This is a genomic window from Acinetobacter yuyunsongii (assembly GCF_041021915.1).
Classification (GTDB): domain Bacteria; phylum Pseudomonadota; class Gammaproteobacteria; order Pseudomonadales; family Moraxellaceae; genus Acinetobacter.
This window is the reverse complement of record NZ_CP157435.1, coordinates 2,310,140-2,336,172: the sequence shown is the minus strand read 5'-3', so window position 1 is coordinate 2,336,172 and position 26,033 is coordinate 2,310,140. Positions and strand designations below refer to the sequence as shown.

At 37.1% G+C, this 26,033-nt stretch carries 25 protein-coding genes and 1 tRNA gene; 12 read left to right on the top strand and 14 right to left on the bottom strand.

Annotated elements, in window-relative coordinates; genetic code table 11:
* Positions 1-10: 10 nt before the first annotated feature.
* The 6 genes from secD to queA all read right to left on the bottom strand — a co-directional run bounded on the left by secD (position 11) and on the right by queA (position 6,374).
* Complete coding sequence (gene secD / locus ABLB98_RS11170) at positions 11-1,912, bottom strand: protein translocase subunit SecD (protein WP_005162285.1); 1,902 nt, start codon at positions 1,910-1,912, stop codon at positions 11-13.
* 51 nt (positions 1,913-1,963) lie between these two features.
* Positions 1,964-2,293: a preprotein translocase subunit YajC gene (yajC, locus tag ABLB98_RS11165; protein ID WP_348883046.1), complete on the bottom strand. Its 330-nt coding sequence runs from the start codon at positions 2,291-2,293 to the stop codon at positions 1,964-1,966.
* 109 nt (positions 2,294-2,402) lie between these two features.
* On the bottom strand, positions 2,403-3,533 hold the full coding sequence (gene tgt, locus ABLB98_RS11160; RefSeq protein ID WP_348883045.1) for a tRNA guanosine(34) transglycosylase Tgt: 1,131 nt from the start codon (positions 3,531-3,533) through the stop codon (positions 2,403-2,405).
* Between the two features lie 160 nt (positions 3,534-3,693).
* Positions 3,694-4,263, bottom strand: a complete 570-nt coding sequence (locus ABLB98_RS11155) for a LemA family protein (protein WP_087535648.1) — start codon at positions 4,261-4,263, stop codon at positions 3,694-3,696.
* 31 nt (positions 4,264-4,294) lie between these two features.
* Entirely contained in the window at positions 4,295-5,323 is a 1,029-nt protein-coding gene (locus ABLB98_RS11150; protein WP_348883044.1) for a hypothetical protein, read from the bottom strand.
* 13 nt (positions 5,324-5,336) lie between these two features.
* Positions 5,337-6,374, bottom strand: a complete 1,038-nt coding sequence (gene queA, locus ABLB98_RS11145) for a tRNA preQ1(34) S-adenosylmethionine ribosyltransferase-isomerase QueA (RefSeq protein WP_050041401.1) — start codon at positions 6,372-6,374, stop codon at positions 5,337-5,339.
* Between the two features lie 181 nt (positions 6,375-6,555).
* On the opposite strand from queA, the gene ABLB98_RS11140 reads away from it, so the two are divergent.
* From ABLB98_RS11140 to ABLB98_RS11105, 8 genes are all read left to right on the top strand, one after another.
* Positions 6,556-6,642 (top strand) — tRNA-Leu (locus ABLB98_RS11140).
* A gap of 512 nt (positions 6,643-7,154) precedes the next feature.
* Positions 7,155-8,426 carry a HAMP domain-containing sensor histidine kinase gene (locus ABLB98_RS11135; protein ID WP_348883043.1) on the top strand — a complete coding sequence of 424 codons (1,272 nt, stop codon included), beginning with the start codon at positions 7,155-7,157 and terminating at the stop codon, positions 8,424-8,426.
* A 73-nt stretch (positions 8,427-8,499) separates the two neighbouring features.
* Positions 8,500-11,247, top strand: coding sequence for a bifunctional [glutamate--ammonia ligase]-adenylyl-L-tyrosine phosphorylase/[glutamate--ammonia-ligase] adenylyltransferase (gene glnE / locus ABLB98_RS11130; protein WP_348883042.1), 2,748 nt, complete (start codon positions 8,500-8,502; stop codon positions 11,245-11,247).
* A 26-nt stretch (positions 11,248-11,273) separates the two neighbouring features.
* Positions 11,274-12,200 (top strand): branched-chain amino acid transaminase, encoded by a 927-nt coding sequence (locus tag ABLB98_RS11125; protein WP_004664837.1) that lies wholly within the window; start codon positions 11,274-11,276, stop codon positions 12,198-12,200.
* Positions 12,201-12,344: 144 nt separating this feature from the next.
* Positions 12,345-13,505, top strand: coding sequence for a nucleotide sugar dehydrogenase (locus tag ABLB98_RS11120; protein WP_348883041.1), 1,161 nt, complete (start codon positions 12,345-12,347; stop codon positions 13,503-13,505).
* Positions 13,506-13,681: 176 nt separating this feature from the next.
* Positions 13,682-14,437, top strand: coding sequence for a glycosyltransferase (locus tag ABLB98_RS11115; protein ID WP_348883040.1), 756 nt, complete (start codon positions 13,682-13,684; stop codon positions 14,435-14,437).
* Positions 14,438-14,477: 40 nt separating this feature from the next.
* On the top strand, positions 14,478-15,230 hold the full coding sequence (locus ABLB98_RS11110) for a glycosyltransferase family 25 protein (RefSeq protein WP_348883039.1): 753 nt from the start codon (positions 14,478-14,480) through the stop codon (positions 15,228-15,230).
* Positions 15,231-15,245: 15 nt separating this feature from the next.
* Positions 15,246-16,049: a glycosyltransferase family 25 protein gene (locus ABLB98_RS11105; RefSeq protein ID WP_348883038.1), complete on the top strand. Its 804-nt coding sequence runs from the start codon at positions 15,246-15,248 to the stop codon at positions 16,047-16,049.
* On the opposite strand, the gene ABLB98_RS11100 is transcribed toward ABLB98_RS11105, so the two are convergent.
* Positions 16,046-16,735, bottom strand: a complete 690-nt coding sequence (locus tag ABLB98_RS11100; protein WP_348883037.1) for a glycosyltransferase — start codon at positions 16,733-16,735, stop codon at positions 16,046-16,048. The two genes, ABLB98_RS11105 and ABLB98_RS11100, sit on opposite strands and share 4 nt — an antisense overlap.
* Positions 16,736-16,872: 137 nt before the next feature.
* Between ABLB98_RS11100 and ABLB98_RS11095 the strand changes: the two genes are divergently transcribed.
* Genes ABLB98_RS11095 through ABLB98_RS11080 form a run of 4 tightly spaced genes read left to right on the top strand, consistent with a single transcriptional unit; the run spans position 16,873 to position 20,059 of the window.
* Entirely contained in the window at positions 16,873-17,646 is a 774-nt protein-coding gene (locus ABLB98_RS11095) for a glycosyltransferase family 25 protein (protein ID WP_348883036.1), read from the top strand.
* A 14-nt stretch (positions 17,647-17,660) separates the two neighbouring features.
* Positions 17,661-18,512 carry a family 6 glucosyltransferase gene (locus ABLB98_RS11090; protein ID WP_348883035.1) on the top strand — a complete coding sequence of 284 codons (852 nt, stop codon included), beginning with the start codon at positions 17,661-17,663 and terminating at the stop codon, positions 18,510-18,512.
* Complete coding sequence (locus ABLB98_RS11085) at positions 18,442-19,473, top strand: capsular polysaccharide synthesis protein (protein ID WP_348883034.1); 1,032 nt, start codon at positions 18,442-18,444, stop codon at positions 19,471-19,473. The genes ABLB98_RS11090 and ABLB98_RS11085 overlap by 71 nt, the downstream gene beginning before the upstream one ends.
* A 19-nt stretch (positions 19,474-19,492) precedes the next feature.
* A complete protein-coding gene (locus ABLB98_RS11080) occupies positions 19,493-20,059 on the top strand; it encodes an acyltransferase (protein ID WP_348883033.1) in 567 nt (188 codons plus the stop codon).
* Here the strand turns inward: ABLB98_RS11080 and ABLB98_RS11075 are convergent.
* The 7 genes from ABLB98_RS11075 to ABLB98_RS11045 all read right to left on the bottom strand — a co-directional run bounded on the left by ABLB98_RS11075 (position 20,056) and on the right by ABLB98_RS11045 (position 26,013).
* Complete coding sequence (locus tag ABLB98_RS11075) at positions 20,056-20,919, bottom strand: glycosyltransferase (protein ID WP_348883032.1); 864 nt, start codon at positions 20,917-20,919, stop codon at positions 20,056-20,058. The genes ABLB98_RS11080 and ABLB98_RS11075 overlap by 4 nt on opposite strands.
* Positions 20,916-22,034: a DegT/DnrJ/EryC1/StrS family aminotransferase gene (locus tag ABLB98_RS11070; RefSeq protein WP_348883031.1), complete on the bottom strand. Its 1,119-nt coding sequence runs from the start codon at positions 22,032-22,034 to the stop codon at positions 20,916-20,918. Before ABLB98_RS11070 ends, ABLB98_RS11075 begins: the two co-directional genes overlap by 4 nt.
* Entirely contained in the window at positions 22,031-22,891 is an 861-nt protein-coding gene (locus ABLB98_RS11065; protein ID WP_348883030.1) for a WxcM-like domain-containing protein, read from the bottom strand. Before ABLB98_RS11065 ends, ABLB98_RS11070 begins: the two co-directional genes overlap by 4 nt.
* Positions 22,882-23,763, bottom strand: coding sequence for a glucose-1-phosphate thymidylyltransferase RfbA (rfbA, locus tag ABLB98_RS11060; RefSeq protein ID WP_348883029.1), 882 nt, complete (start codon positions 23,761-23,763; stop codon positions 22,882-22,884). The genes ABLB98_RS11065 and rfbA overlap by 10 nt, the downstream gene beginning before the upstream one ends.
* Positions 23,763-24,821, bottom strand: coding sequence for a dTDP-glucose 4,6-dehydratase (gene rfbB / locus ABLB98_RS11055; protein WP_348883028.1), 1,059 nt, complete (start codon positions 24,819-24,821; stop codon positions 23,763-23,765). The genes rfbA and rfbB overlap by 1 nt, the downstream gene beginning before the upstream one ends.
* Before the next feature lie 104 nt (positions 24,822-24,925).
* Positions 24,926-25,786 (bottom strand): lysophospholipid acyltransferase family protein, encoded by an 861-nt coding sequence (locus ABLB98_RS11050; protein ID WP_348883027.1) that lies wholly within the window; start codon positions 25,784-25,786, stop codon positions 24,926-24,928.
* Positions 25,787-25,791: 5 nt separating this feature from the next.
* Positions 25,792-26,013, bottom strand: coding sequence for a hypothetical protein (locus ABLB98_RS11045; protein WP_004664817.1), 222 nt, complete (start codon positions 26,011-26,013; stop codon positions 25,792-25,794).
* Positions 26,014-26,033 lie beyond the last annotated feature (20 nt).

The window sequence follows — 26,033 nt, the reverse complement described above, 5'->3', positions numbered from 1 at the left end:
GTGAATCTCCTTAAATACTCAACTTAGTCAAATTACGGCGTTTGCCATAAATGAGCTGGACGACAGCACGGGTCACAGTAATCGCAGTAAACATTGAACATACGATACCGATCATCAAGGTGACCGCAAATCCTTTGATTGGACCTGTACCAATTGCGAACAAGATAAATGCCACGATGAAAGTGGTTAAGTTCGAGTCAAAAATAGTGTTGTAGGCCCGATCATAACCCGCGATAATCGCTTGTTTAGGGGAGGCGCCCCAAAGCATTTCTTCTCGGATACGTTCGCAGATCAGTACGTTGGCATCAACCGCCATACCAATACCAATGACGATCCCCGCGATACCTGGTAAGGTGAGGGAAGCACCAATCCATGACATAAAAGTTAAAATCATGGCAAGGTTGAATACCAAGGCAAAGTTTGCAATTAAACCAAACAGACGGAAGAAAACAACCATCCAAATTGCAACCAATAAGAAACCGATTTGAGTCGATAACACACCCTTATCAATATTCTCTTGACCAAGACTTGGACCAACAACACGCTCTTCTACAAAGTACATTGGTGCAGCTAAAGCACCTGCTCGAAGCATCAAGGCAAGTTCTGCTGCCTCTTGAGGTGAATCTAAGCCAGTGATACGGAATTGTGAGCCCAATACCGCTTGAATAGTTGCCGCATTGATGACCACAGATTCTGTATATGGTGTGCGTACTTCAGTTTGAGCACCCGTCTTAGGATCAGCAACATAAGAGATCTTTTGTTTATTTTCAATAAACAATACTGCCATACGTTTACCCACGGCATTACGTGTTGCATCTGCCATGAGCTTACCACCAGCGGTATCTAGGGTGATATTTACTTCAGCGCCGCCAGAATCTTGACTAAAACCAGAGCTTGCATTTTGAACACGCTCACCTGTCAAAATACGATTACGTTGTAAAAGAAGTTGACGACCGCTGTCCAGAGATTGATAAGCAAAAACCTCAGTACCCGGTGGAAGTGGTTGACCATTATATTTGCCAGTGTATTGATCAATATATTGATCATTACTGTCAGCAACTAAACGGAATTCTAAGTTCGCGGTACGACCTAATACACGTTTTGCTTCAGCAGTATCTTGAACACCCGGTAGCTCAACCACGATACGGTTACTACCTTGTGTTTGTACCAATGCTTCTGCTACACCAAGTTCGTTAATACGATTACGTAATGTAGTTAAGTTTTGGTTGACTGCATAAGACTGAATTTCTTGACGACGAGTATCTGTATAATTCAGTTTTAGAGTCGCGCCAGATGTCGTTGCAATGGCTTGTTGAGTAAACTCATTACTGTTACGACGTAAAAAATCTGCTGCGGCATCACGATCTGTATTGTCAGCAAATTGGATCGTAATGGTGTTATTACTTAAAGCAAGATTATTAAATTTAATTTTGTTGTCACGAAATTGACGACGCAAATCAGTCGCAGATGTTTCCATACGCTGACCAATCGCTTTATCCATGTCGACTTCAAGCAAGAAATGTACACCGCCACGTAAGTCCAAACCGAGTTTCATCGGTTTAGCCCCAATCTTTCGCAACCATTCTGGTGTTGTTGGTGCAAGGTTGAGTGCAACCACATAGTCATCACCTAAATCACGGCGCAACACTTCTTTGGCTTTTAACTGTGCTTCTGAAGAGTTTAATCGTAATAATGCCGCATTATTGGTGAAGCTATTGTCGTGACTGCTAATGTTGGCAGTTTTTAAAATCTGCTCCGCTTTTTGCACAATGGTTTGATCTATTTTTGTGCCTGCTTTAGCGCCTGAAATTTGGACAGCAGGTTCATCTGGATACAAACTAGGAAGTGCATATAACGTACTGATCACAAGTACCACAAGGATCAGTAAATATTTCCATGCAGGGTAACGCATTCGCTTTCTTCTTAAATGAAAAAGTCGTGCTGAGGCACGACTATCTTATGATTAAAGGTTATTTAGTGTGCCTTCAGGTAATACTGAAATGACACTCGCACGTTGAATTTTTACATCGACACCACGGCTGAGTTCAACGACTGCAAAGTCACCATCAAGTTTGGTGATTTTTCCCATCAAACCGCCTGCAAATACGATTTCACTGCCCACACCTAAGCTTTCGATTAAAGAACGATGCTCTTTAGCACGTTTTGCTTGAGGTCTCCAAATCAAGAAATAAAAGATCCCGATAAATACAGCAATCATCAACAAGTTTGCCATCAGGCTAGGGCCTTGTGCAGCCGCTGGAGCAGCGTGAGCAGAAGAAATTAAAAAGCTCATTTCGATTTCCTAAAATTAAAAAGTCAAAAATTAATAATAAAATTCCAATTCGTTTTGCAATGTACCTTGTCTTGCGGTCAGGCGCAAATCTTGATGCAATTCATTCACATTAGTCTTCAGGACAAGCGGGAACTTCTAGACCACGACGTGCATAAAAGTCCTGAACATATTCGTCAAATGTGCCGTTATCCAATGCATCACGCATCCCTTGAGTCAGTCTTTGGTAGTAACGCAAGTTATGAATGGTACCGAGCATAGATGCCAACATTTCTCCGCATTTCTCTAAATGATATAAATAGGCACGAGTGAAGTTTTTACAAGTGTAACAATCACAATGTGGATCTAAAGGTCCTTTATCATGACGATATTTACTATTACGAATTCTTACCAAACCATCAGTGACAAAATAATGACCATTACGTGCATTACGGGTTGGCATGACACAGTCGAACATATCGACACCACGGCGAACTGCCTCAACGATGTCTTCTGGTTTACCAACACCCATCAAATAACGTGGTTTGTCCTGTGGCATTTTGTTTGGTAAATAATCAAGCACTTTGATCATTTCTTCTTTGGGTTCACCAACTGATAAGCCACCAATTGCATAACCGTCAAAGCCAACTTCTAATAAACCTTTAAGTGATTCATCACGGAGGTCTTCATACATACCGCCTTGAATAATACCGAATAAGGCATTTTTATTCTTAAGCTCATCATGGTGGTGGGTTTTACAGCGTTTAGCCCAACGCAAAGACAGTTGCAGAGATTTTTGCGCTTCTTCATGCGTTGCAGGGTAAGGAGTACATTCATCAAAGATCATCACGATATCTGAATTCAGTACGTGTTGGATCTCCATTGAAATTTCTGGAGACAAAAACACCTTTGAACCGTCAATAGGAGAACGGAAAGTTACACCGTCTTCTTTGATTTTGCGCATTGCGCCTAAGCTAAATACTTGGAAACCACCTGAGTCGGTCAAAATTGGTTTATCCCATTGGATAAACTCATGTAGACCCCCATGCTCCTTGATCACTTCCAAGCCAGGGCGTAAATATAAATGGAAGGTGTTACCTAAAATAATCTGTGCCTGAATTTCTTCAATGTCACGAGGTAACATGCCTTTCACTGTACCGTAAGTACCGACAGGCATAAACACAGGTGTTTCAACCACACCATGCTCTAACGTAAGTCGACCACGACGGGCACGTCCCGACTGACCTAATTTTTCAAATTTCATCACACATCCATCAAGGCGAAAAAACAGTTCGCTGATCAAAAGCGGCTATTTTCCTTGATTATGGCGTGTAGTTCTACTACTAAATGTAGCGTAAGTTAAAAAATAAAAAAGCCAATCAAGATAAAGCTTAGATTGACTTATATTCAAGTAAAAATAAATTTTAAAAATTTGGTTTATAGTCAAAATTTTCAGTTGCAAGATTATCCTTAAACGGGCGAATGGCTTTCTTGGATAAGGTGAGGGTATTGATCAGGTTGTTGGGGAACACCTCGATCTGGTTATTAAACAACTCTACGTTACGGTTGAATATCGTGATTGCCGCACCCACATTCTCGTTTTGTTCCTGAATATCATCCATCATCTTGCTATAAAGTGCATCAGCTTTCAGCTCGGGATAGTTTTCCACCACTACATTGAGGCTACGAATCAGTTCCTTACTCATTTTCTCAATCTGTTGTAATTGAGAAATATCGGTATCATTGACATTCAGATTCAGAATTTGTTGGCGTAATTCAGTCACTTTTTCCAAAGTTGATTTTTCAAACTGAGTATATCGATCTAATGTTGCTTCCAATGCTTCTAAAGTCTTTACTTTTTGGCGCTCAAAGTTGGCAACTTCTGACCATGCCCGTTTGGTGGCATTAAAATACCGTACGATGTTGTTGCGAATAGAAACGCCCCATACGATCAGCACCACAAAAATTCCCAAAAAAATCAGTAAACCGGTCATCGTCATTCCCCTTATTGTTATGGCTAAATGATTAGCTAATTAAATTCAGCATGAGCTGTTGAAACTTTTGATATTGCGGCATGGTCATGGTACGTAAATGTCCACGTAATGCTGAAATATCATGGATTTCACTACGTTTACTGGCGGTTTGGAAAAGGTTTTGTTCGCCGAGGTAACACAAAATTTGCTCTTCATGATGATAAATTAAATCACCAGTAAAATGTTGAAAAAAATCATGTAGCTTTAAGGTCAAACTTGGACTAATTTCTTTTGCTAATTGATGTTGATCGACCCCAAAAATATTTAGCTCTTGGTTAATTAAAATATCGCTGCTTTGCCATGAACTTGTATATGGTTCAAAAAAACGAGAACGTTTATTGCTGACCGCTATTCCTGAAGCAGGCATTTGAAAAATAAAAGCGCCCCATAGATCTTTGTGAATTTCTTTGGCAATTTTCTGATTGCTATTTTCTTCCTGAAAAATGGGGAGTTCACTGACATAGTGATATTGAAACAATAAAACTTGATGTTCAGTCGTACCATCATGCCATGTAGTTGAAGCATATTGGGTGATTTCGTTAGATTCAGTGCCACGATTAAATAATGGGAAAAATTGCTTCAATCTACTGATCACCAATAATGGCTGTGCTTGAATGGGTAAATAAGTGGGTAGCTGTTGAAATTGCAGACCATAACGTAAGACGGTCATGCGTTGTTCGAGATATGTAATGACCTGTGTGAGTGGCTCTTTCGGCTCATACAGTAAATACGCTAAAAAGCCAGTCAAAAAGGCAGCGAGGAGGCTAAAGATATACTGAATATGTGGGTGAAAAAAATAGCCAAATACTAATGTGCAGACGCTCACAATGCCTAAAATAAACGGCAATACATTAAAAAAGCATAAGCTATGATCATCACGCCACGGATGTAAAGCATCCAGCAAATCTTGATCACTATGTGATTTTTGTCCTATATCCCAAAGCCGAGCAATATTGCGGAAAACCTGCGCATTTTTTTTTCGTCTTATATGTAAGGCTTGTTCTACAGTATCGATCGGCATCGTTCTATTTAAATCAGGTGTTTAATTGATCCACTAGCATAGCATCACCATAGCTAAAGAAACGATAGCGTTGTTCAACAGCATGTTGGTAAGCCGCTAAAATGTGGTCTCGATTTGATAATGCAGAAACTAGCATCAGCAAAGTGGATTCTGGTAAATGGAAATTAGTAATCAAACGATCTACGATACAGAATTGATAACCTGGATAAATAAAGATTTGCGTATCACCTGTCCAAGCTGCAATTTTACCTTGATTAGCTTGCGCAGCACTCTCTAAGGCACGAGTCGCAGTCGTTCCAACAGCAATGACTTTATTACCACGAGCTTTAGTTTCTAAAATTAGATCAATTGTGGCTTGCGGCACATCACACCATTCACTGTGCATAATATGATTGGTGATATCGGTGGTACGTACAGGCATAAAGGTGCCTGCACCTACGTGTAAGGTCACAAAAGTTTTTTGCACGCCTTTAGCGGCTAATTTTTCTAATAAGCCTTGATCGAAATGTAGGCTTGCTGTCGGCGCTGCAACACTGGCAATTTTTTCAGGATCGTGGAATACAGTTTGATAACGCTCAGTATCAATCTCTTCGGCTTCACGGTTGAAATATGGTGGAATAGGGAGTTGACCGTATTGATCCAGTACCGACAAAATTGGTTGTGAAAACTTCACCACAAACAGATTTTCATGGCGACCTTGTACGGTGACAGGAACGGCATCTTCACCGATATACAGTTCTGCGCCTGCTTTAGGTGAGTTACTTGATTTGATATGGCAATGTGCGGTGTGGGTGTCCAACATGCGCTCAACCAGTACTTCGATTGCGCCACCTGTAGCGCGTTTGCCTTTTAAGCGTGCTTTCATGACTTTAGTATCATTCAGTACCAGCAAATCACCTTCTTCAAGTAAATCAAGAATATCGGTGAAAACATGATCGTGATACTGACCTTGAGCATCGATATGGAGTAGGCGAGATGCGCTACGGCTATCTAGTGGGTAGCGAGCAATAAGTTCATCAGGAAGATCAAACGAAAAGTCGGAGAGTTGCATACATCTAAAACATTGCAAAAAATTGGGTGTAGTATAGTCTTTTTTGTGTTTTCTCGCTGAGTTCACGTGTTTATAAGCAGAAAAATATCTGAGTGACTTAAAAGTGAGCAATAAGCGGTAGTTAGTGTTTGACAATAAAATCAAACAGGTTATGATACGCAACACAAAGCATCGCACTCTTCCCGAGGTGGTGAAATTGGTAGACGCGGCGGACTCAAAATCCGCTGTCAGAGATGACGTGTCGGTTCGAGTCCGACCCTCGGGACCAAGATTCAAAGACCCCAAGCTGGTATTAAAGGCTTGGGGTTTTTTAATGCTTATAATTTTTAATTAAAAATTATGTTCCAAGAACAAAGATGAACAAAGAGTTGAATCTTAAATTTCATATTGAAAGCATTTATAATTTTGAATTATTTAAATATTTTTACATCATAATTGTTTCTAAAGCGTTTAATGTTGATTCTTGGCTCCTTTTAATATGAAATGTAGCCACACTTATTATTGGAATCTTAGTTGCTTTTATTTCAGGAATATTATTTCTGAGTGTGGATGCATTGATTGAGATATATGATGATTTGAAAGTTCAACAAATTTCCAAAAATTGGATTCCCTACGGAATTAATTTAAGTTTAAATTTCATGAAAGTTCACGTTTTGTTGCGAATTGGTTTAAGAATGAATTGCCTTTTATGTTAAATTTTGTTAATAGTGGGTGATGGTTTTGACATTTTTCTTAGTGATTTGTAAATAACCGTATAAGGATAATACACGAGAGGCGGGCATGGCTATTCAACTATTAGAATTACAGCAAGCCGATAAGTTAAGTGCTTGTAAAATTTCGCTTTCTTTAGGCTTGAATTCTGAGCAAAATTTACTTGAACAATTTTTACAGTTTAACCGTAAATTGATGCAAGCAGATACTGCTTTGCTCGCATTCCATCAAGAACCCTACCTTTGGCATTGTTGTGCAGAAAAGTTACACGTAGTTGATATTTCAAAAATTAGTAAAAGTCTAAATACACTGTTTGTAAATGGTGATTTGATCGATCAACAACACCCGCAATATCAGAGTTTATTGGCCTTTCTAGCGCCATTCAAACGTAAAATACAAACTGCAATTGCAATACACTTAAGGCATCCAGATCAAACATCATTAGGATATCTTGTTTTATTTGATGATGTTGCACAAGATTTCAGCGAATTACAAAAACAATTACTTCAAGAGCACTGTATGAGTTTTATGCAGAAACTGGAGTTAAAGGTCAATCATGACCAACTGAAAGAATTATACGAGCAAGAAGCCGCATTAAACTTTAGTAAAACTAAATTCTTTTCGATTATATCTCATGATCTACGAGCACCATTTCATGGTCTATTAGGTTTCTCTGAAATATTGGCAAAAGAGCGTGACACTTTAGATGAATCTAGCATTCAGAATATCGCGGACTATCTTTACGATACTTCTCAGTCGACCTATAACTTGTTGGAAAGTTTACTAAATTGGTCGATGGCTGAAGGCGGGCGCTTTGTTTACCACCCAATTAATTTTAAGCTACGACAGATTACCAATATTGTTACGGATGTCTTAAAAACACTGGCGATCAAGAAAAATATCCAGTTGATTAATGAAGTGGATGAAAATCTTAAAGTTTATGCTGATATGAATATGATCACTTCCGTGATTCAGAATTTAGTATCCAATGCGCTGAAATTTACTGATATTGATGGTTCTGGCAAAGTCTTCATGCAAGCTCAAACTCAAGGTAACTTTGTTGAAATTTATATTAAAGATACTGGCTTAGGGATGACCCTTGAGCAGATTGAAACGCTATTTCAGCCGAGAATCACGGTCAGTTTTAAAGGTACTGCGGGTGAAAAAGGGGCGGGTCTAGGGTTAACATTGTGCAAACGGTTCGTTGATCTAAATCATGGTGAAATTAGTGTTAGCTCGAATGAGGGTGAGGGCACAATCTTTAAAGTTGTATTGCCTGCTGCAAATGAATCAATAGATTTATCTGTAGAACAGTATAAATCTAAAGCGAAATTAGCCTAAAGAGATTTTAAAGATAAGCGCGTAACTGATATAACTAATCCTAGATAATACGAGATTAGCCGAGCCTTTTTATATGAATGCGGAACAGCTACAGAAAACTTTAGTTGCCAGTCAATATGCTGAGCAAGTTTTAAATTTATATCAAACACAATTAGAACAAGATTATTGCAAAGATCAATTTCTCCAATCACTTTCTACTGAAAGTATTCATGAAAAAGTTCAACAAGCTGTTGCTGATGTAACAGATGAGCACGCTTGGATGAAAGCATTACGAGTCTTGCGTGCAAAGTTGATGTTTCGCTGGATTTGGCAAGATGCTAATCAACTTACCAATGTGGTGACGCTGACACGTGAACTTTCAGATTTTGCTGATGCCAGTATTTGTGCTGCAAAAGCTTTTGCATTGCCACCGCTCTTAGCCAAACATGGCGAACCGATTGGTTATTCAGGTCATTTACAAGATTTGATCGTGATAGGAATGGGGAAACTTGGTGCACAAGAACTTAACCTTTCTAGCGATATAGATCTCATTTTTGCCTTCGATGAACAAGGCGAAACCAATGGACGTAAATGTATTGATGTACAGCAGTTCTGCATTCTATGGGGGCAGAAGCTGATTTATCTGCTTGATCATATTACTGCAGATGGTTTTGTATTCCGTGTCGATATGCGCTTACGTCCGTGGGGCGATGGTTCAGCTTTGGCGATTAGCCACAGCGGGTTAGAAAAATATTTAAGTCAGCATGGGCGTGAATGGGAACGCTATGCTTGGATTAAAGCACGGGTGATTACAGGGGGCAAAGCAGGCGCTGAACTGATGGAAATGGCGCGTCCATTTGTGTTTCGCCGTTATGTCGATTATTCCGCCTTTGCCGCGATGCGTGAAATGAAAGCCATGATCGAGCGTGAGGTGATGCGCCGTAATATTGAGGATGACATTAAGCTTGGTGCTGGCGGCATTCGTGAAATTGAATTTATCGTTCAAGTGTTTCAACTCATTTATGGTGGCTCGAAACGTGAGTTGCAGCACCGTCAATGTCTGGTCAATCTGCACTATCTCGGTGAGGCTGAATTACTGGATCAGCAAGCAGTGATTGACCTTGAGGATGCCTACCTGTTTTTAAGGCGGGTTGAACATGCCATTCAGGCACTGAATGACCAGCAAACCCAGTCCCTGCCCAATGAACCTGAGTTAAGGCAGCGCATGATTGAGACTTTGGGCTTTGCAGATTGGCAAGCCTTTGTTGATGTGCTGAATCAGAAACGTGACAAGGTCAAGGTTCAGTTCAAGCAACTGATTCAGGAACAGGAATTTGCATCCCCCATTGATGATTTTTCACAACTGGAACAGCGTCTCAATAGTGTACTGGATGATAATGCCCAAAACCTGATTCAAAACTTCTGGCATGGGCAGGCTTTACGCAAGATTCCAGCCAGTGCGCTGGAACGTTTAAAGAAATTCTGGCCGCATTTGATCGAGGCAATCTTACAGTCACCGCAACCACAGGTTGCCTTGTTGCGTTTGATGCCATTGGTGGAGTCAGTGCTGCGCCGTACCGTGTATTTGGTGATGTTGATGGAGAGCCGTGGTGCCTTGCAGCGACTGGTCAAAATGGCAACGGTGAGTCCGTGGATTTGTGAGGAACTGGCGCAATATCCAGTGTTGCTGGATGAATTCTTGTCGATGGATTTTGGCTTGCCGCAACGCAAGGATTTAGAGGATTCATTACGCCAGCAATTACTACGTATTGAGATTGATCAGGTTGAAGACCAGATGCGGGTATTGCGCTTATTTAAAAAGAGCAATGTATTGACCGTTGCGGCCAGCGATGTACTGGCTGAAAGTCCACTGATGAAGGTTTCCGATGCCTTAACCGATATTGCCGAAGTCAGCGTACAGGCAACTTTAAATTTAGCCTATCAGGCGGTGGTGGAACGGCATGGCTATCCTGTCGGAATCAATGGTCAGCGCTGTCGTCTCGATGCCAAAGGCTTTGCGGTGATTGGTTATGGCAAGCTGGGTGGGATTGAGTTGGGTTATGGTTCTGACCTTGATCTGGTGTTTATTCATGCACTTGAGGAACAAAGTGAAACCGATGGCAAGAAAAGCATTAGTGGTGCCGAGTTCGCCATTCGGGTGGCACAAAAGTTTATGTCCCTGATGACCACGCAAACGCTGGATGGACGGGTGTATGAAATTGATACACGTCTCAGACCCTCAGGTGAGGCAGGGATGCTGGTCACCAGTCTGAAAGCCTATGAACATTATCTGCAAAAAAGCGCATGGCTATGGGAACATCAGGCACTGGTTCGGGCACGTTCAATTGCGGGGGATGCTGATTTATGCCAGCAGTTTGAACAGATTCGCCGCCAGATTCTGACCCAAGTCCGTGATGAAAATGAAGTTCGTCAGGAAGTGCTAAAAATGCGTCAAAAAATGAAAGACCATTTGGGATCGTCTTCTGAACAAAAAAAACATGGCATTTTTCATTTAAAACAGGATGCAGGTGGTATCGTTGACATCGAATTTATGGCACAGTATGCAGTGCTTGCATGGGGCGGGACGAATCCAGATCTTGCCCATTATTCTGATAACGTAAGAATTCTTGAAGATGCTGCTCGAGCAGGCTGCTTATCCAGTGAAGATGCCACAGCACTCATCCATGCTTATCTCCGTGAACGAGCTGAGAGCCACCGTTTAGCGCTTGCAAATCAATCTATGCAAGTCAATGCTGCGGATTGGCACGATACCCGAGAGATCGTTTGCAAGTTATGGCAAAGGTTAATTGATCCAACTGCAATAGCATTGGAAAGTGAATGATTGTGTAAAAATTTGGAGTATGTGCCATGAATTTGGCTGATCGTGATGGTTTTATTTGGCAAGATGGAAAATTAGTTGATTGGCGTGATGCAAAAATTCACGTCTTAACACACACATTACATTACAGTATGGGTGTTTTTGAAGGCGTCCGTGCTTATGAAACCCCAAATGGTACAGCAATCTTTCGTTTGCAAGATCACACTAAACGCTTATTAAATTCAGCAAAAATTTATCAAATGAATGTACCATTTGATCAAGCGACTTTAGAGCAGGCGCAGATTGATGTTGTGCGTGAAAATAAATTGGTTTCAGCTTATTTGCGTCCTCTCATTTGGATTGGCTCTGAGAAACTAGGAATTGCTGCAACAGACAATACCATCCATGCTGCTGTAGCAGCTTGGTCATGGGGTGCATACCTTGGTGAAGAAGCGATGGCACGTGGTATTCGTGTTAAAACATCATCATTTACGCACCACCATCCAAACGTGACGATGTGTAAAGCAAAAGCATGTGGTAACTATACCGTATCGATTTTGGCACACCAAGAAGTTGCACGTTCAGGTTATGACGAAGCAATGTTGCTTGATCCTCAAGGCTTTGTTTGTCAAGGTGCAGGTGAAAACGTATTCTTAATCAAAGATGGTGTTTTACATACACCTGACTTGGCAGGTGGTGCGTTAGAAGGGATTACCCGTCAAACCGTAATTACCATTGCCAAAGACCTTGGTTATGAAGTGGTTGAGCGTCGTATCACACGTGATGAGTTTTACATCGCTGATGAAGCATTCTTTACCGGTACTGCTGCGGAAGTAACGCCAATTCGTGAATATGATGACCGTGAAATCGGTTGTGGTTCACGTGGCCCGATTACCACTGTTATTCAAAAAACTTTCTTTGATGCAGTACAAGGTCGTAACGATAAATATGCACATTGGTTGACTTATGTAAAATAAGATCAAACCAGATCAATTAAGCGAAGCTCAAGCTTCGCTTTTTTTATTGCTGAGTTGTCAATAGATTGCAACTAAATCATCATCAATCTTTCATTTAATTTGATTACGGTAAACTTTAAGTGCAATTAAAACAATAGAGAAGCAATGAAAATTACTGTTGTAGGTGCAGGTTATGTTGGCTTATCCAATGCTTTATTATTTTCAAAACAACATGATGTGATGGTCTACGATATTGATAAAACACGCGTAAAGAACATTAATCAGCGCGTATCTCCGATGAGTGATACCTGTATTCAAAACTATTTATCTGAGTCTAATATTGAAGCGACTTGTGACCAAGAGCTGGCTTATCAACAGGCTAAACTGATTATTATCGCAACACCCACCAATTATAATCCTGAAACAAACTATTTCGATACATCGAGTATTGAAAACGTTATTCATAGTATTCAAAAAATAAATCCTAAAGCGTTGATGTTGATCAAATCTACAGTTCCAGTTGGCTATACCAAGGAACTTTCTAAAAAACTTGCGTTAAATAATCTTATTTTTTCTCCTGAATTTCTAAGAGAGGGGCAAGCTTTACAAGATAATTTATACCCGTCACGGATTATTGTGGGGGAAAAGTCAAAGCGAGCTGAGAAAATTGCCAAGCTTTATTTGAAAGCAACCATAAAAAAAGATGCGGTATTGTTATGTGTTGACTCAACGGAAGCAGAAGCAATTAAGCTGTTTTCAAATACATATTTGGCGATGCGAGTTGCTTTTTTTAATGAGTTGGATACCTATTGTCTAAAAAACAAATTGAGTGCTTTAGATATAATTAAAGGGGTGGGATTAGATCAACGCATCGGTGATCACTACAATAATCCTTCTTTTGGTTATGGAGGTTATTGCTTGCCTAAAGATACCAAACAGCTTTTAGCTAATTATGATGATACTCCTCAAGAACTGATTTCAGCGATCATTCGCTCTAACCAGACTCGTAAGCAAGCGATTATTGAAGATATACTGTGTCGAAATGTCACTTGTGTTGGTATTTATCGATTAACCATGAAAGCCGACTCAGATAATTTTAGAGAGTCAGCTGTACATGATGTGCTGAGTGGTTTGGCGGATGCAGGAATCCAAATCGTGATCTATGAACCCACATTGGGTGTGAAAGCGTACCTTGGTCATCCTTTAATATCGAGTCTACAAAAATTTAAAGCAATCTCTGATTTGATTATTGTCAATCGTATGGTGCCGATGTTTAGTGACGTGATGGAAAAAATATATACACGAGATTTATTTGGGATAAATTAGCGCTTAAATGATTAAACAAAACTATAAACAATCCTCCTAGTTTGGTGAATTAATAATAATTTTTTTGATAACGCCTATGCTAAGATAGCCCAATATTCAGTGCATATGATTGAACACTTAATTGCATGTTAAGACGGCAAAGTGGCACATCGTATCTCAAGCATTAAGGTTATCAAATGGCAGATATTCAACAAGATTCGGCAACTCATGAAGACAATATTATTTTGTGCATGAAATGGGGAACCAAATATGGCGCAGAATATGTCAACCGTTTGTATAATATGGTTAAACGCCATCTGACCTTGCCGTTTAAAATGGTTTGTTTGACTGATCGTACAGAGGGAATTGACCCCAATGTACAATGCTTCCCAATCCCACCTTTAGATTTGCCAGCAGGTGCACCTGAACGTGGCTGGAACAAGCTTTCAACCTTTGAACCAGATTTATATGGCTTAAAAGGTAACGCACTTTTTCTCGATCTTGATGTCGTGATTATTGATAATATTGACTGCTTTTTTCAGGAGAAAGGTGAGTTTTTAATTATCCACGATTGGAAAAGACCTTGGCGTATAACGGGCAATAGTTCTGTATATCGTTTTAAATTGGGCGGATTTCCTGAAATCTTGCCTTATTTCCGTGAAAACTTTGATGAGATTCGTCAAAAATTTCGTAATGAACAAGCTTATTTATCATGGTTCGTTGATGCACATGGAACTTTGAGTTATTGGAACGAAGATTGGTGTAAAAGTTATAAATATCATTGTTTACAAAAGATTCCATTAGCATATGTGAAGCCGCCAGTAAAACCGAAAGGTGCAAAAATTATTATTTTCCATGGCGAAATTAATCCACCCGATGCAGTAAATGGTGGTGGTGGTAAATGGTATCGTTATGTATTGCCTTCTGATTGGATTAAAGATGCTTGGCAGTAATTAGATAATCTGTACATTTATTAATATATTAGGTCAAATCGTGAAAATTTCTTTTTATTTAATTAATTTGGATTCAAGTGTAGAGCGTTTAAATAAAGCAGATACAGAATTGAGTAAACAAAAAATTAACTATACTCGTATTTCCGCTATTGATGGACGTAAACTCGAACTTTCCTCATATTCAAATTATGATAGTAAAAGATCTCATATTTTTACTGGAAGAGATTTAATAGGTGCTGAAATAGGCTGCTATTTAAGTCATAAAAAAGCAGTGGAGACTTTTTTATTGTCTGGTTCAGATTATGCTGTCATTTTAGAAGATGATTTAAGATTAAATGAGGATTTTAATCAAAAAGTTATAGAAATCATAAGATGGTTGGAAAATAATAAATATACAGATTGGAATGTTATTAACCTAGGTGCAAAAAAGAAAAAACTAACATCTAAAATTGCTGAATTTGGCAACTATGAGCTATTAAATGCTTATTATTTTCCAATATTAGCTATAGGGTTAATTTGGTCAAGAAAAGGTGCACAGGATTTTTTAGAAAAGATTAATGATCAGCCTATTTTTATGCCCATTGATGTAGAGTTACAAGCATGGCTAAGTAAGAATGGTAAAGGCTTATCCGTTTACCCTGCATTAGTACTGCAAAATGGTTCAGAAAGTGATATTGATGCTGGAACCTTAATAAATCAGCAAAAGAGTTTACGTGCAGATCGTTTTTTTCCTCGCCAGAAACGGATGTGGATGAATAAATGGAATGCATGTAAAAAACTTTTAGAGAAATGAATTAGGGTATTAAAAATGAAAGTTTTAATGATCAATTTAGATGGTTCCAAAGATCGTTTACAGCAGCAAAATGAACAATTTGATAAATTAAAAGTTGTATTTGAGCGTTTACCTGCAGTTTCAATTGCTGATTTTAGCAAAGATGATTATCAAAAATTAGCCTTCAATGGTCAAAGACCAATGAAACAATCTGAGTTAGCTTGTTTTTTGAGTCACAAAAAAGCATGGGAGTACGTTGTTACATTAAATGAACCTTGTGTTGTTTTAGAGGATGATGCTGTTTTAGTACGAGAATTTAAACAAATTATTAATGCGGTAACTAATTTAGAAAATATCGATTTTATAAATTTAGAGGTGCATGGACGTAGAAAGTTAATTGCAAAATCTGCTACATTTGATTTAACTGATGATCATTTTCGATTATTTAGTTTATATCAAGATAGAAGTGGAACAGGGGGATATATTTTGTACCCAAGTGGTGCAAAAAAACTTCTAGATTTCATGGAAAAGAGAGCAATTGGTTTAGCTGATGAGTTTATTTATAGTTGTAGATCATTAGAAGCTTATCAAATTGAGCCAGCAGTTTTACTTCAGAGCGATAAATGTGAAATGTATGGCGTCAAGCCGATGGACGATATGCATTCAATTATCGGTCAAGTTAAAAATACAGTTTCTTTTGAATTATCTATAATAGAAAAAATTCAATTTAAATATAGAAGAATAATAGCTCAAATTATTTTGGGCTATTATTACCTTTTATTTATGTGTAAAGGTGCTGTTAAAAGAGAAATTAAGGTTGAACCTAAGCGATTTGATTAACCAAAAATTTTTGCTTTAGTTTTTTGCCACCATGTTATTTTAGGTGGATTAGCTAAGCTATTTTCCCAGCCAATATGGTGACACACACCACTTTTTAAGAAAAGATTATATTGGTTTCTTTTTCGGAACCAACGTGAAATATGTCGTTCTTTTTTAAAGTTCTGAAATCCTTGTGTTGCTTTCCACATAGTAATGGGTGAAATATGGGGGTTAAAAGTGAAACCGTGCCATTGATCATGGAGTTTGGTAAGTTTTGCAGTAGTTATATCACTATTTTGAATAAATTGGATCTTATTAAATTCTTCTTCTGTAAAAGAAAAGTCAGATAACTTTCTTAATACAATAGAGGTTGCTGAAGAGTCATCTTTTAAAATATTTATATATTCTTCAATTTGAATAGGTTGATCAAACAGCCAATCATCTTCACAATGAAAAATGTAGTTCGTCTTAACTTGAGCATACATTAAATCCACGGCTTTGTGATGTCCAACTTGTTCTGAAAGGTTAATCAGTATTCCTGTAGGACATAGTTCTCGAAAAACTTGATTGGTTTCCTCATCACGAAAATCATTGATTGCAATAATATGTTCAAAACTAATCTGGTTGAATAGGCTTTCTAGAGTTTGACGTAATAGTTCTGGGCGTCGGCCAATAGTAAGGCAAAGTGTAATATCTTGTGCTTTCAACGATCATTCTCCAGAACAGTTCATAGCCAATATGATTGTAGATATTTGTGATTGTAGGACGAATTCATTGTATACTCAAATAATATTGAATACACTGCATCTACAATAGTGCTGGAGATTTTTTAGGTTATTTTACGATGAAAAATTATGTCATAAGTTTAAAAACAGCCTTAGATCGAAGACAGCATATTGAAAATGAATTTAGTCATCATCAAGTTGAATATCAATTTTTTAACGCACTAACGCCAGATTTAGCGGCAACCATGGCTGATAAATTAAAATTAAATGTAAATGAAAAATTTTTAGCGAAAACTGAATTAGCATGTTTTATGAGCCACGTTGCGCTTTGGCAAAAAATGCTCGATGAAAATATTAGTTATATGGCAATTTTTGAAGATGATATCTATTTAGGTGATGATGCAAATTTTTATTTGAATAGCCATGACTGGATTGATCCAGATTGGAATGTAATAAAAATTGAAGCATTTAATGAGCGTGTTTTGATTGGGAAACCATATGTCCAGTTGGAAAAAGGGAATCGGTCTATATCTAAATTAAAAAGCTGTAATTTAGGTACGGCTGGTTATATACTTTCTATAAAAGGTGCAAAAGAATATTTAGAATACATTCAATCTATTGAATTAATACCTTTAGATCAATTGATGTTTAATCAGTATGTTTTAAATAAAAAAAATAATATTTATCAAATGAATCCAGCGCTATGTATTCAGGAAATGATTTTATACCCTGAAAAGAGTAAAACCTCTTTGGTTAGTGATCTATATAATGAGCGTCAACAAAGAATGAAAAATAATAAAAAGAAAGGCTGGTCTAAAATAAAATTAGAAATTTATCGGATATATATGCAATTATTTAGCATTATTGCTTATAAAACTATTAAGTTTAAATAATGAGAAATATAATTATGAGTGATATTAATCAAAAAACTGTAGCCGTCTTATACATTGCAACTGGACGATACACTGTTTTTTGGAAATATTTCTATGAATCTGCTGAGAAATATTTATTAAATAACTGTTTAAAGCATTATTTTGTTTTTACAGATAATTCAGAGGATATTGTTGGGAAAAGTAGGGGTAATGTTACTTGTATACAGCAAAATAAATTAGGCTGGCCTTTTGATACATTAATGCGCTTTGATATTTTTTTATCGATTAAGGATCAGCTAGAAGCATTTGATTATGTATTTTTCTTTAATGGAAATTCTGAAATAGTATCTGAAATCACTTCAGATGATCTACTACCATTAAGAGAAGATCAAAAGTTAGTATTTGCTCATCAGCCACATATGTTCCATTTATCCAAACGTAAATTTACATATGATAGAAATCCTGAATCTTCAGCCTATATTCCAAATGGTCAAGGTCAATATTATTTTATGGGTGGGATTAATGGGGGGAACACATCAGCATACTTGGAAATGTGTGAAAAATTAAATCAGAATATAAAATCTGATTTAGAGAAAGACGTTATTGCGCTATGGCATGATGAAAGCCATTTAAATAAATATGCATTAAACCGTGATGATGTAAAAATTTTACCACCTCTTTTTAGTCGTGGTGAGTATGAATACTGGAAAAAAACATCAAAAGTAGTATTCCTAGACAAATCACATTATCGATTTGGTGGACATGCATATTTACGTGGTGAGAGTGAGCATAAAATTAGTCAGGTAGAATGGGAAAATGCAAATACAAAACAATCAAAATTCTACAAAGTTAGATTCAAACAATTTATCAAATCTTTTCTCTTATGAAACTGATTTTGTTCGTTTAATTTATAAGCTGCATAAAAAGCCTTGGCGAATTTTGTACTTTGGATTCATCCCAAAAAAATTAAGAAAGAAATATAATCTGATAGCAGACCGATCTAAACAAGCATCAGTGGCTGATGCTTGGGAGAAAATGATTAATCTATATCAAGATAATAAAATTGAACATTTTCAACTGAAACCAAAGAAGACATTTTTAGATCAAAAAATAATTTGGCAGTATTGGGCGCAAGGCGTTAATCATGGTCAGTTACCTGAAATTGTTAATTTGTGCTTTAAATCAGTAGATAAATACTGTGCTGATTATAAAATTATCCGATTGGATGATAATAATATAAATGATTATTTGGATTTGCCTGACTTTGTATATTTAAAGAAACAGAACCCTGAATTTAAACATGCTTTTTTTGCGGATTTAATTCGATTAGCATTACTTGATGTTTATGGGGGTACTTGGTTAGATGCAACTATTATGCTAACGTCTCCAATTAAAGAAAATATTGCTGATTCTGATTTTTTTATGTTTCAAAGATCATCAGAAGCTAAAAACAAACGTTATTGGTCTGAGTATAATTCTGATTACTTTGATTGGGATAGTAATCACCGTATTAATGTTCTAAATAGTTTTATTGTTGGTAAAAAAGGAAATATTGTTATACACACATGTTTAGATCTATTGTTGAATTTTTGGAAAACGCAAAATAATATTCCTCATTACTTTTTCTTCCAAATTTTATTTGATGTTTTAATCAATAAATATTTTTCAGATCAACAATCTATGATTGTAGATGATACTTTACCCCATTTATTACAATCTAAAGCCAATAATTTTTATGATCAGACTGAATTTAATAAAATTCTTAGCCTAATTAATATTCATAAAATGACATATATTGCTAATTCGCCACAGAACTCTTTTTATAATTATTTAAAAGATAATATTTAGTTTGAACTAAGGTGATCTTATGAAGTTTATGTATCGCTATACTAGATTAAGAGTATGGTTCTATAGGAAATTCTTTTCTAATATTCGTAAATTGAAATTTACGGGTAAAATATTACAAGCTACACAATTTATCGGAACTGGAGAGATTTTTGCTCAGAATGTAGAGTTAGGTGTTTTTCCATCTCCATATTTTACTAATGGAGTTGGGTATATAGAAGCTAGAAATACTACTGCTAAAATTGAAATTTTAGATAACACCTTTATAAATAATAACTTTGTAATGATTGCTGATCGGACAAAAATTACTATTGGTCGTAGATGCTTAATAGGTACTAATTTTTTCGTCACTGACTCAGATTTTCATGGCTTGGCCATTAATAATAGAACGAATGGAAATTATGAATGCTTACCAGTAGAAATTGGAGACGATGTTTTTATTGGATCTGATGTGAAAATACTGAAAGGTGTAAAGATTGGTCAAGGTGCAGTCATTGCAAATGGTGCAATTGTTGTGAAAGATGTGCCACCATTGACAATTTTTGGAGGTATACCTGCAAAATTTGTCAAGAATATTCTTGTAGATTAACTTTGTTTTGAAAAATATCTATTTTGAAGATAAATCAAATAATATTTACAACGAAGCATTAATGATTTGATAGGACTTTCTTTTCTTAGTGGCCTAATTTTTATTATTTTTTGTATGGTATAAACAGCGGACGGATATAATTTATGATCTCGATATTGCATTGCGATTTTTAACATTTCTTCATACATCATATCTTGATTTTTACTCATATTTTCGTCATGTGATCTATAATTTACAAGCGGATAAGGGATGTAGATAATTTCTTTGTCCAAGTTCGATAGACGTAATAATAGATCCCAATCTTCAATTTTTGTTTGAGGATTAAATCCACCTACCTTTTGAAGAGTTGCAGTATCTATCATTTGCGATGAAGCAGGTAAATCATGCTGATTTAAAAAGATCTCACTAAAGCAAGTTTTTTTAAAACTTCTGACACGTTGGTCTATAATCTTGTTATGTTTATCTATAATATTTACACCGCCAAAGCAAGCAATAGCTTCAGGATATTCATGCAAAGCCTGAATTTGTAATTCAATTTTTTCAGGTTGAATCATATCATCAGAAGCTAATGTGCAAAAATATTCTCCATTTGCCCATTTTAATGCTTCATTTAGAGTATTACATAACCCTTTATTCTCTCTATATCTAAATTCAAATCGACTAAATCTATTTGTACAAATTGAAATTAATTCTTGAATTTTTAATACAGAGTTATCTTTAGAACCATCATCTATAATAATTAGTTCAATGTTTGAATAAGATTGATCAATAATACTTTGGATACTATCTTGAACATATTGCTCATGGTTATAACAAGGAATAGCAATTGTTACTAAAGGCGTGGTAGTCATTGATGTCATGATAATTTAAATCCATTACAGACATCTACGATGAATTGAGCATCCGTTAAGCTAAGAGTGGGGCCCATAGGTAGACTCAATACCTCAGAATGAATTTTTTCTGAAATTGGAAAGCTTGAGTTGTTCCATTCCTCATAAGCTTGTTGCTTATGTGGGGGAATAGGGTAGTGAATCAAAGTTTGTATCCCATGTTCAGTTAAGTGCTTTTGTAAAGCTTTGCGATGTTCGGTTCGAATCACAAATAAATGCCAAACATGTTGCTTATCATCTAAAGCATTAATTTGCGTTTCAGGAAGTTGAATTAAAGAGTTATTAATATTTTCTAAATAAAGTGCTGCAATCTTACGACGGTGTAAAGTCTCTTGGTCTAGAAATTTAAGTTTAATATCCAAGATAGCGGCTTGAATTTCATCTAAACGACTATTTACACCTTGTACAAGATTTTTATATTTTTCATGTGAACCATAATTGCGTAATGCTCTAAGCATATTGGCAAGCTCTAGATCATTCGTTGTTATTGCGCCAGCATCACCTAATGCACCAAGGTTTTTACCAGGATAAAAACTAAATGCGGATGCATGTCCCCAATTCCCAGCTTTTCTACCTTTAACTTCTGCACCATGGCTTTGAGCGGAATCCTCTAAAACTAATAAGTCATATTGATCTGCAATTTGCATAATTTCAGGCATTGCTGCAAGCTGACCATATAGATGAACTGGTAAAATAACTTTTGTCTTATTTGTGATAGCTGTTTCAATTTTTGTAGGATCAAGATTGAAGGTATCTGGATCAGGTTCAATAAGAACAGGTTTAAGCTGATTAGCGCTAATGGCTAAAATACTGGCAATATAAGTGTTTGAAGGAACAATAACTTCATCACCGGCTTTTAATTTACCTAACTCTTTCCAAGCTCTTAATGTCAAAATAAGAGCATCTAAACCATTGGCTACGCCGATTGCATATTTGGTTCCGCAAAATTTTGCAAAATTCAGTTCGAATTGTTCGAGTTCTTTGCCACCAATATACCATCCAGAGTCAATAACTCGTGTACAGGCTTCAATGAGTTGCTCGCGGTATTGTTGATTAATATTTTTAAGATCAAGAAAAGGAATCATTGTCCAATATACCCTTTAATTTTTGCTGGATTGCCGACCATAATTGCATTTTCTGGTACATCTTTTGTTACGACTGCACCTGCACCAATCATTGCATTCTTTCCTATTCGAATACCTGGCAAGATAGTTGCGTTCGCGCCAATACTCGCGCCTTGTTTTACAACCGTATTTGCGAAGCTTTCAGGATACTGTTTTGATCGTGGTTTTTTATCGTTGGTAAAAGTGACGCATGGACCAATAAACACATTATCTTCTAGGGTAATGCCATCCCAGATGTATACGCCTGATTTTATGGTGACATTGTCACCGATTTGGACATCATTCTCGATTAAGGTGTGGGCACAAATATTACATCCAGCACCAATCACTGCATTTTTTAGAATCACACTATATTGCCAAACGCGTGTATTCTGACCGATGTTGGTGCTGTGTACATCGGATAAAGGATGGATAAATGGACGATTTACAACGCTGAGAAATTCATCATAACTACGGATATAATCGTTTTCATCATAATGTTCACTTGCCAACACTAATAAGACACAATCTTCTGAAAAGTCGTGCATTTCACGCCAAGTCATACTTTCGATGATCAAGCCTTGAGTTGGTGAGCTGAGTATAACCTCTTCTTTATTATGCCCATCATCTAAAATGAAGCGACATTGACCATGTAGGCAGATTGCAAGTTGTTTTAAGTCTTTATGTGCGTGAAAACCTCTGGGTTTATCTTTTGAGGCAGCAAAAATATAATAGATACGTTTAATATCAAAGGGGATATGCTGGTTCGCTTCGATCGCAACGAGTCCACCGCGTTGATCTCCTAGATCTGGTAAATCAATGAGTTTCTTTAAGCCCATATTTCATTCACCAAAGAAATTAGATATTGACCATAATCATTTTTATTCATACTTTGGCCGATTTGTAAAACTTGCTCTTTGCTTAGCCAGCCGTTGTTAAACGCAATTTCTTCTAGGCATGCCACTTTATAGCCTTGACGTTTTTCAATCGTTTCTACAAATTGTGCTGCTTCAAGTAAGCTTTCATGTGTGCCTGTGTCGAGCCAAGCAAAACCTCGACCAAGTAACTCAACATTTAAGTCGCCGCGCTCTAAGTACATTTGATTCACAGTCGTGATTTCTAATTCACCACGTTCAGATGGTTTAACTTTTTTTGCGATTTCCACAACATCATTATCATAGAAATATAGACCAGTTACAGCAAAATGTGATTTTGGCTGTTTAGGTTTTTCTTCCAGAGAAACTGCACGTTTTTGTTCATCAAACTCAACCACACCAAAGCGTTCAGGATCTTTAACCTGATATCCAAAGACCGTCGCGCCTTTTTGACGAGCGACAGCTTGACGTAACATTGGTGTAAAGCCCTGACCATAAAAAATATTGTCACCAAGCACAAGGCATACATTACTTTTGCCAATAAACTGCTCACCAATAATGAATGCTTGGGCTAAACCATCTGGACTCGGTTGGATTGCGTAACTCAATTCAATACCCAATTGAGAACCATCACCAAGTAAACTTTTAAATCCATCGATATCGTCAGGCGTACTAATAATGAGGACTTCACGGATACCTGCCAGCATTAAAACTGAAAGGGGATAGTACACCATTGGTTTATCATAAATAGGGAGTAATTGTTTAGAAACACCTTTGGTGATTGGGTAGAGGCGTGTACCTGAACCACCTGCAAGAATAATACCCTTTGTAGACATTATACATTTACCCCTAATCTTTCACGTTGATAGCTACCATCCTGAACATGGCGGCACCATTCTAAATTGTTTAAATACCATTCGACTGTTTTACGGATACCTGTTTCGAATGTCTCTAGAGGTTTCCAGCCAAGTTCATTTTCTATTTTTGAGGCATCAATTGCATAACGTAAATCGTGTCCTGGACGGTCTTTTACAAAAGTGATTAAGTTTTCATAAGGTTGAGCATTATTTTGTGGTCTTAATTGATCCAGAATTCTGCAAATGGTTTTCACTACTTCAATATTCTGTTTTTCATTATGCCCACCGATATTGTAAGTTTCTCCAACCGTACCTTGAGTGACAACTTGATATAAGGCTCTTGCATGATCTTCAACGAATAACCAATCACGGATTTGATTACCAGTTCCATAGATAGGGAGTGCTTTACTATCTAAGGCATTCAGAATCACTAAAGGAATTAATTTCTCAGGAAAGTGATATGGACCATAATTATTAGAGCAATTTGTTACAATAGTTGGTAGACCAAAGGTCCGTTGCCAAGCCCGAACTAAATGGTCGGAACTCGCTTTACTGGCTGAATAAGGTGAGCTTGGTGCATATGGTGTTGTTTCAGTAAATAAATCCGTAGTCCCGTCCAAATCACCATAAACCTCATCTGTTGAAATATGGTGAAAGCGAAAATTTACTTTTTTAATTTCGTCTAATCGCTGCCAATATTTACGTGCTGCTTCTAATAAGGTGTATGTGCCAACAATATTGGTTTGAATAAATGTACTTGGCCCATCTATAGAACGGTCAACATGTGACTCGGCAGCTAAGTGCATGATTGCATCAGGTTGAAACTGTTCAAAAATCTGTTCTAGTTTTGAAGCATCACAAATATCAACTTGTTGAAATTGATAGCGTGGATTCTGATCAATTTCTTTTAGTGATTCTAGATTACCTGCATATGTAAGTTTGTCTATATTAAGAACTTCATCATTGGTATTTTTTATAATATGACGTACTACAGCTGAACCAATAAATCCAGCTCCGCCTGTAATCAAGATTCGCATGCAACTACTTTCCTTTTAAATGATTGGATCATTAAATTATTCATTTGAAAAATAAATTATTTTTGAAATACGTCAATAAGAATTTATTTAATACTAAGTATATTTTAATAAAACTTAGTATCACCACCTCTAAACCTTTTATATCCCCACATATATTCAGCAGGAAAGCGGTTGATCATCTGTTCAACTGCTTTATTGAGTGCCGCAGTTGCGATCTCAATATCGCAATCGTATAACTCAGGATCATTCAGATCATCGCAATACACATCAAATCCTTCACCATCTTCACGACGGAAACAGCTTAATCCCACCAGACGACATTGGGTTTTTTGCGCCATTTTGCTTGCAAGTGTACTAGTTAAACAGGGAATTCCAAAAAAAGGAACGACAACCCCGCCTGAAGGTTGAGGGACATGATCAGGTAAAATTACGCTAAAACCACCTTGTTTTAGATTCTTAAATAACGCTTTTACACCATTAGCATCAGTTGGAACTAAGGTGGCGTTTAATCGTTGGCGAGCATGCAAAGCAAAAGCATTAAATCCTGAGTCTTTCATGGGTTTATACATAATGGTAGGTGTACCATACTGATTGACCCATGCATTCATCATTTCCCATGTACCCAAATGCGGAGTAATAATCAAAGCACCACGCGGATCACTTAAAGCATTTGTTAATACTTCTAAGTTATGCACAGTACGAATTTGCTGAATGCTCCATTCAGGAGGCATTGCCCAACATTTCCCTGATTCAATATAACTCAGACATTGTTTGGTCACACTCTCTCGAGCAAGCTGTTCTTTTTGCTCTGAAGGAAGTGTTGGGTAGGCTAAACCAATATTAATTCTGGTTTTCCAAAGCATACTTTTATCAGGATTTTGATTGATAAAGTAGGCAGCCACTTTTGCGATACTACGCAAAAATGCTAAAGGTAAAATACGGAGTAGGGTAATATAAAACGACATGACGATCAGTCTTGCTTATCGGTATTGCCTTTGAGCACCATATAAATTAGTGCTACAAAAATCAATAACGCACCTACAAGACTACTGACGCAGAAATATAAAATACGTTGATTGGTGGTCATATTGAAAAGTTCATTTGCCAAGATGTAACGCATAAAAAACCATTGAGCAAGTGAAAACACAATAATTACAATTGTGTGTCGACGTACATCAGGACGCATTGCCATAAGACTGACCTCTCAATAAA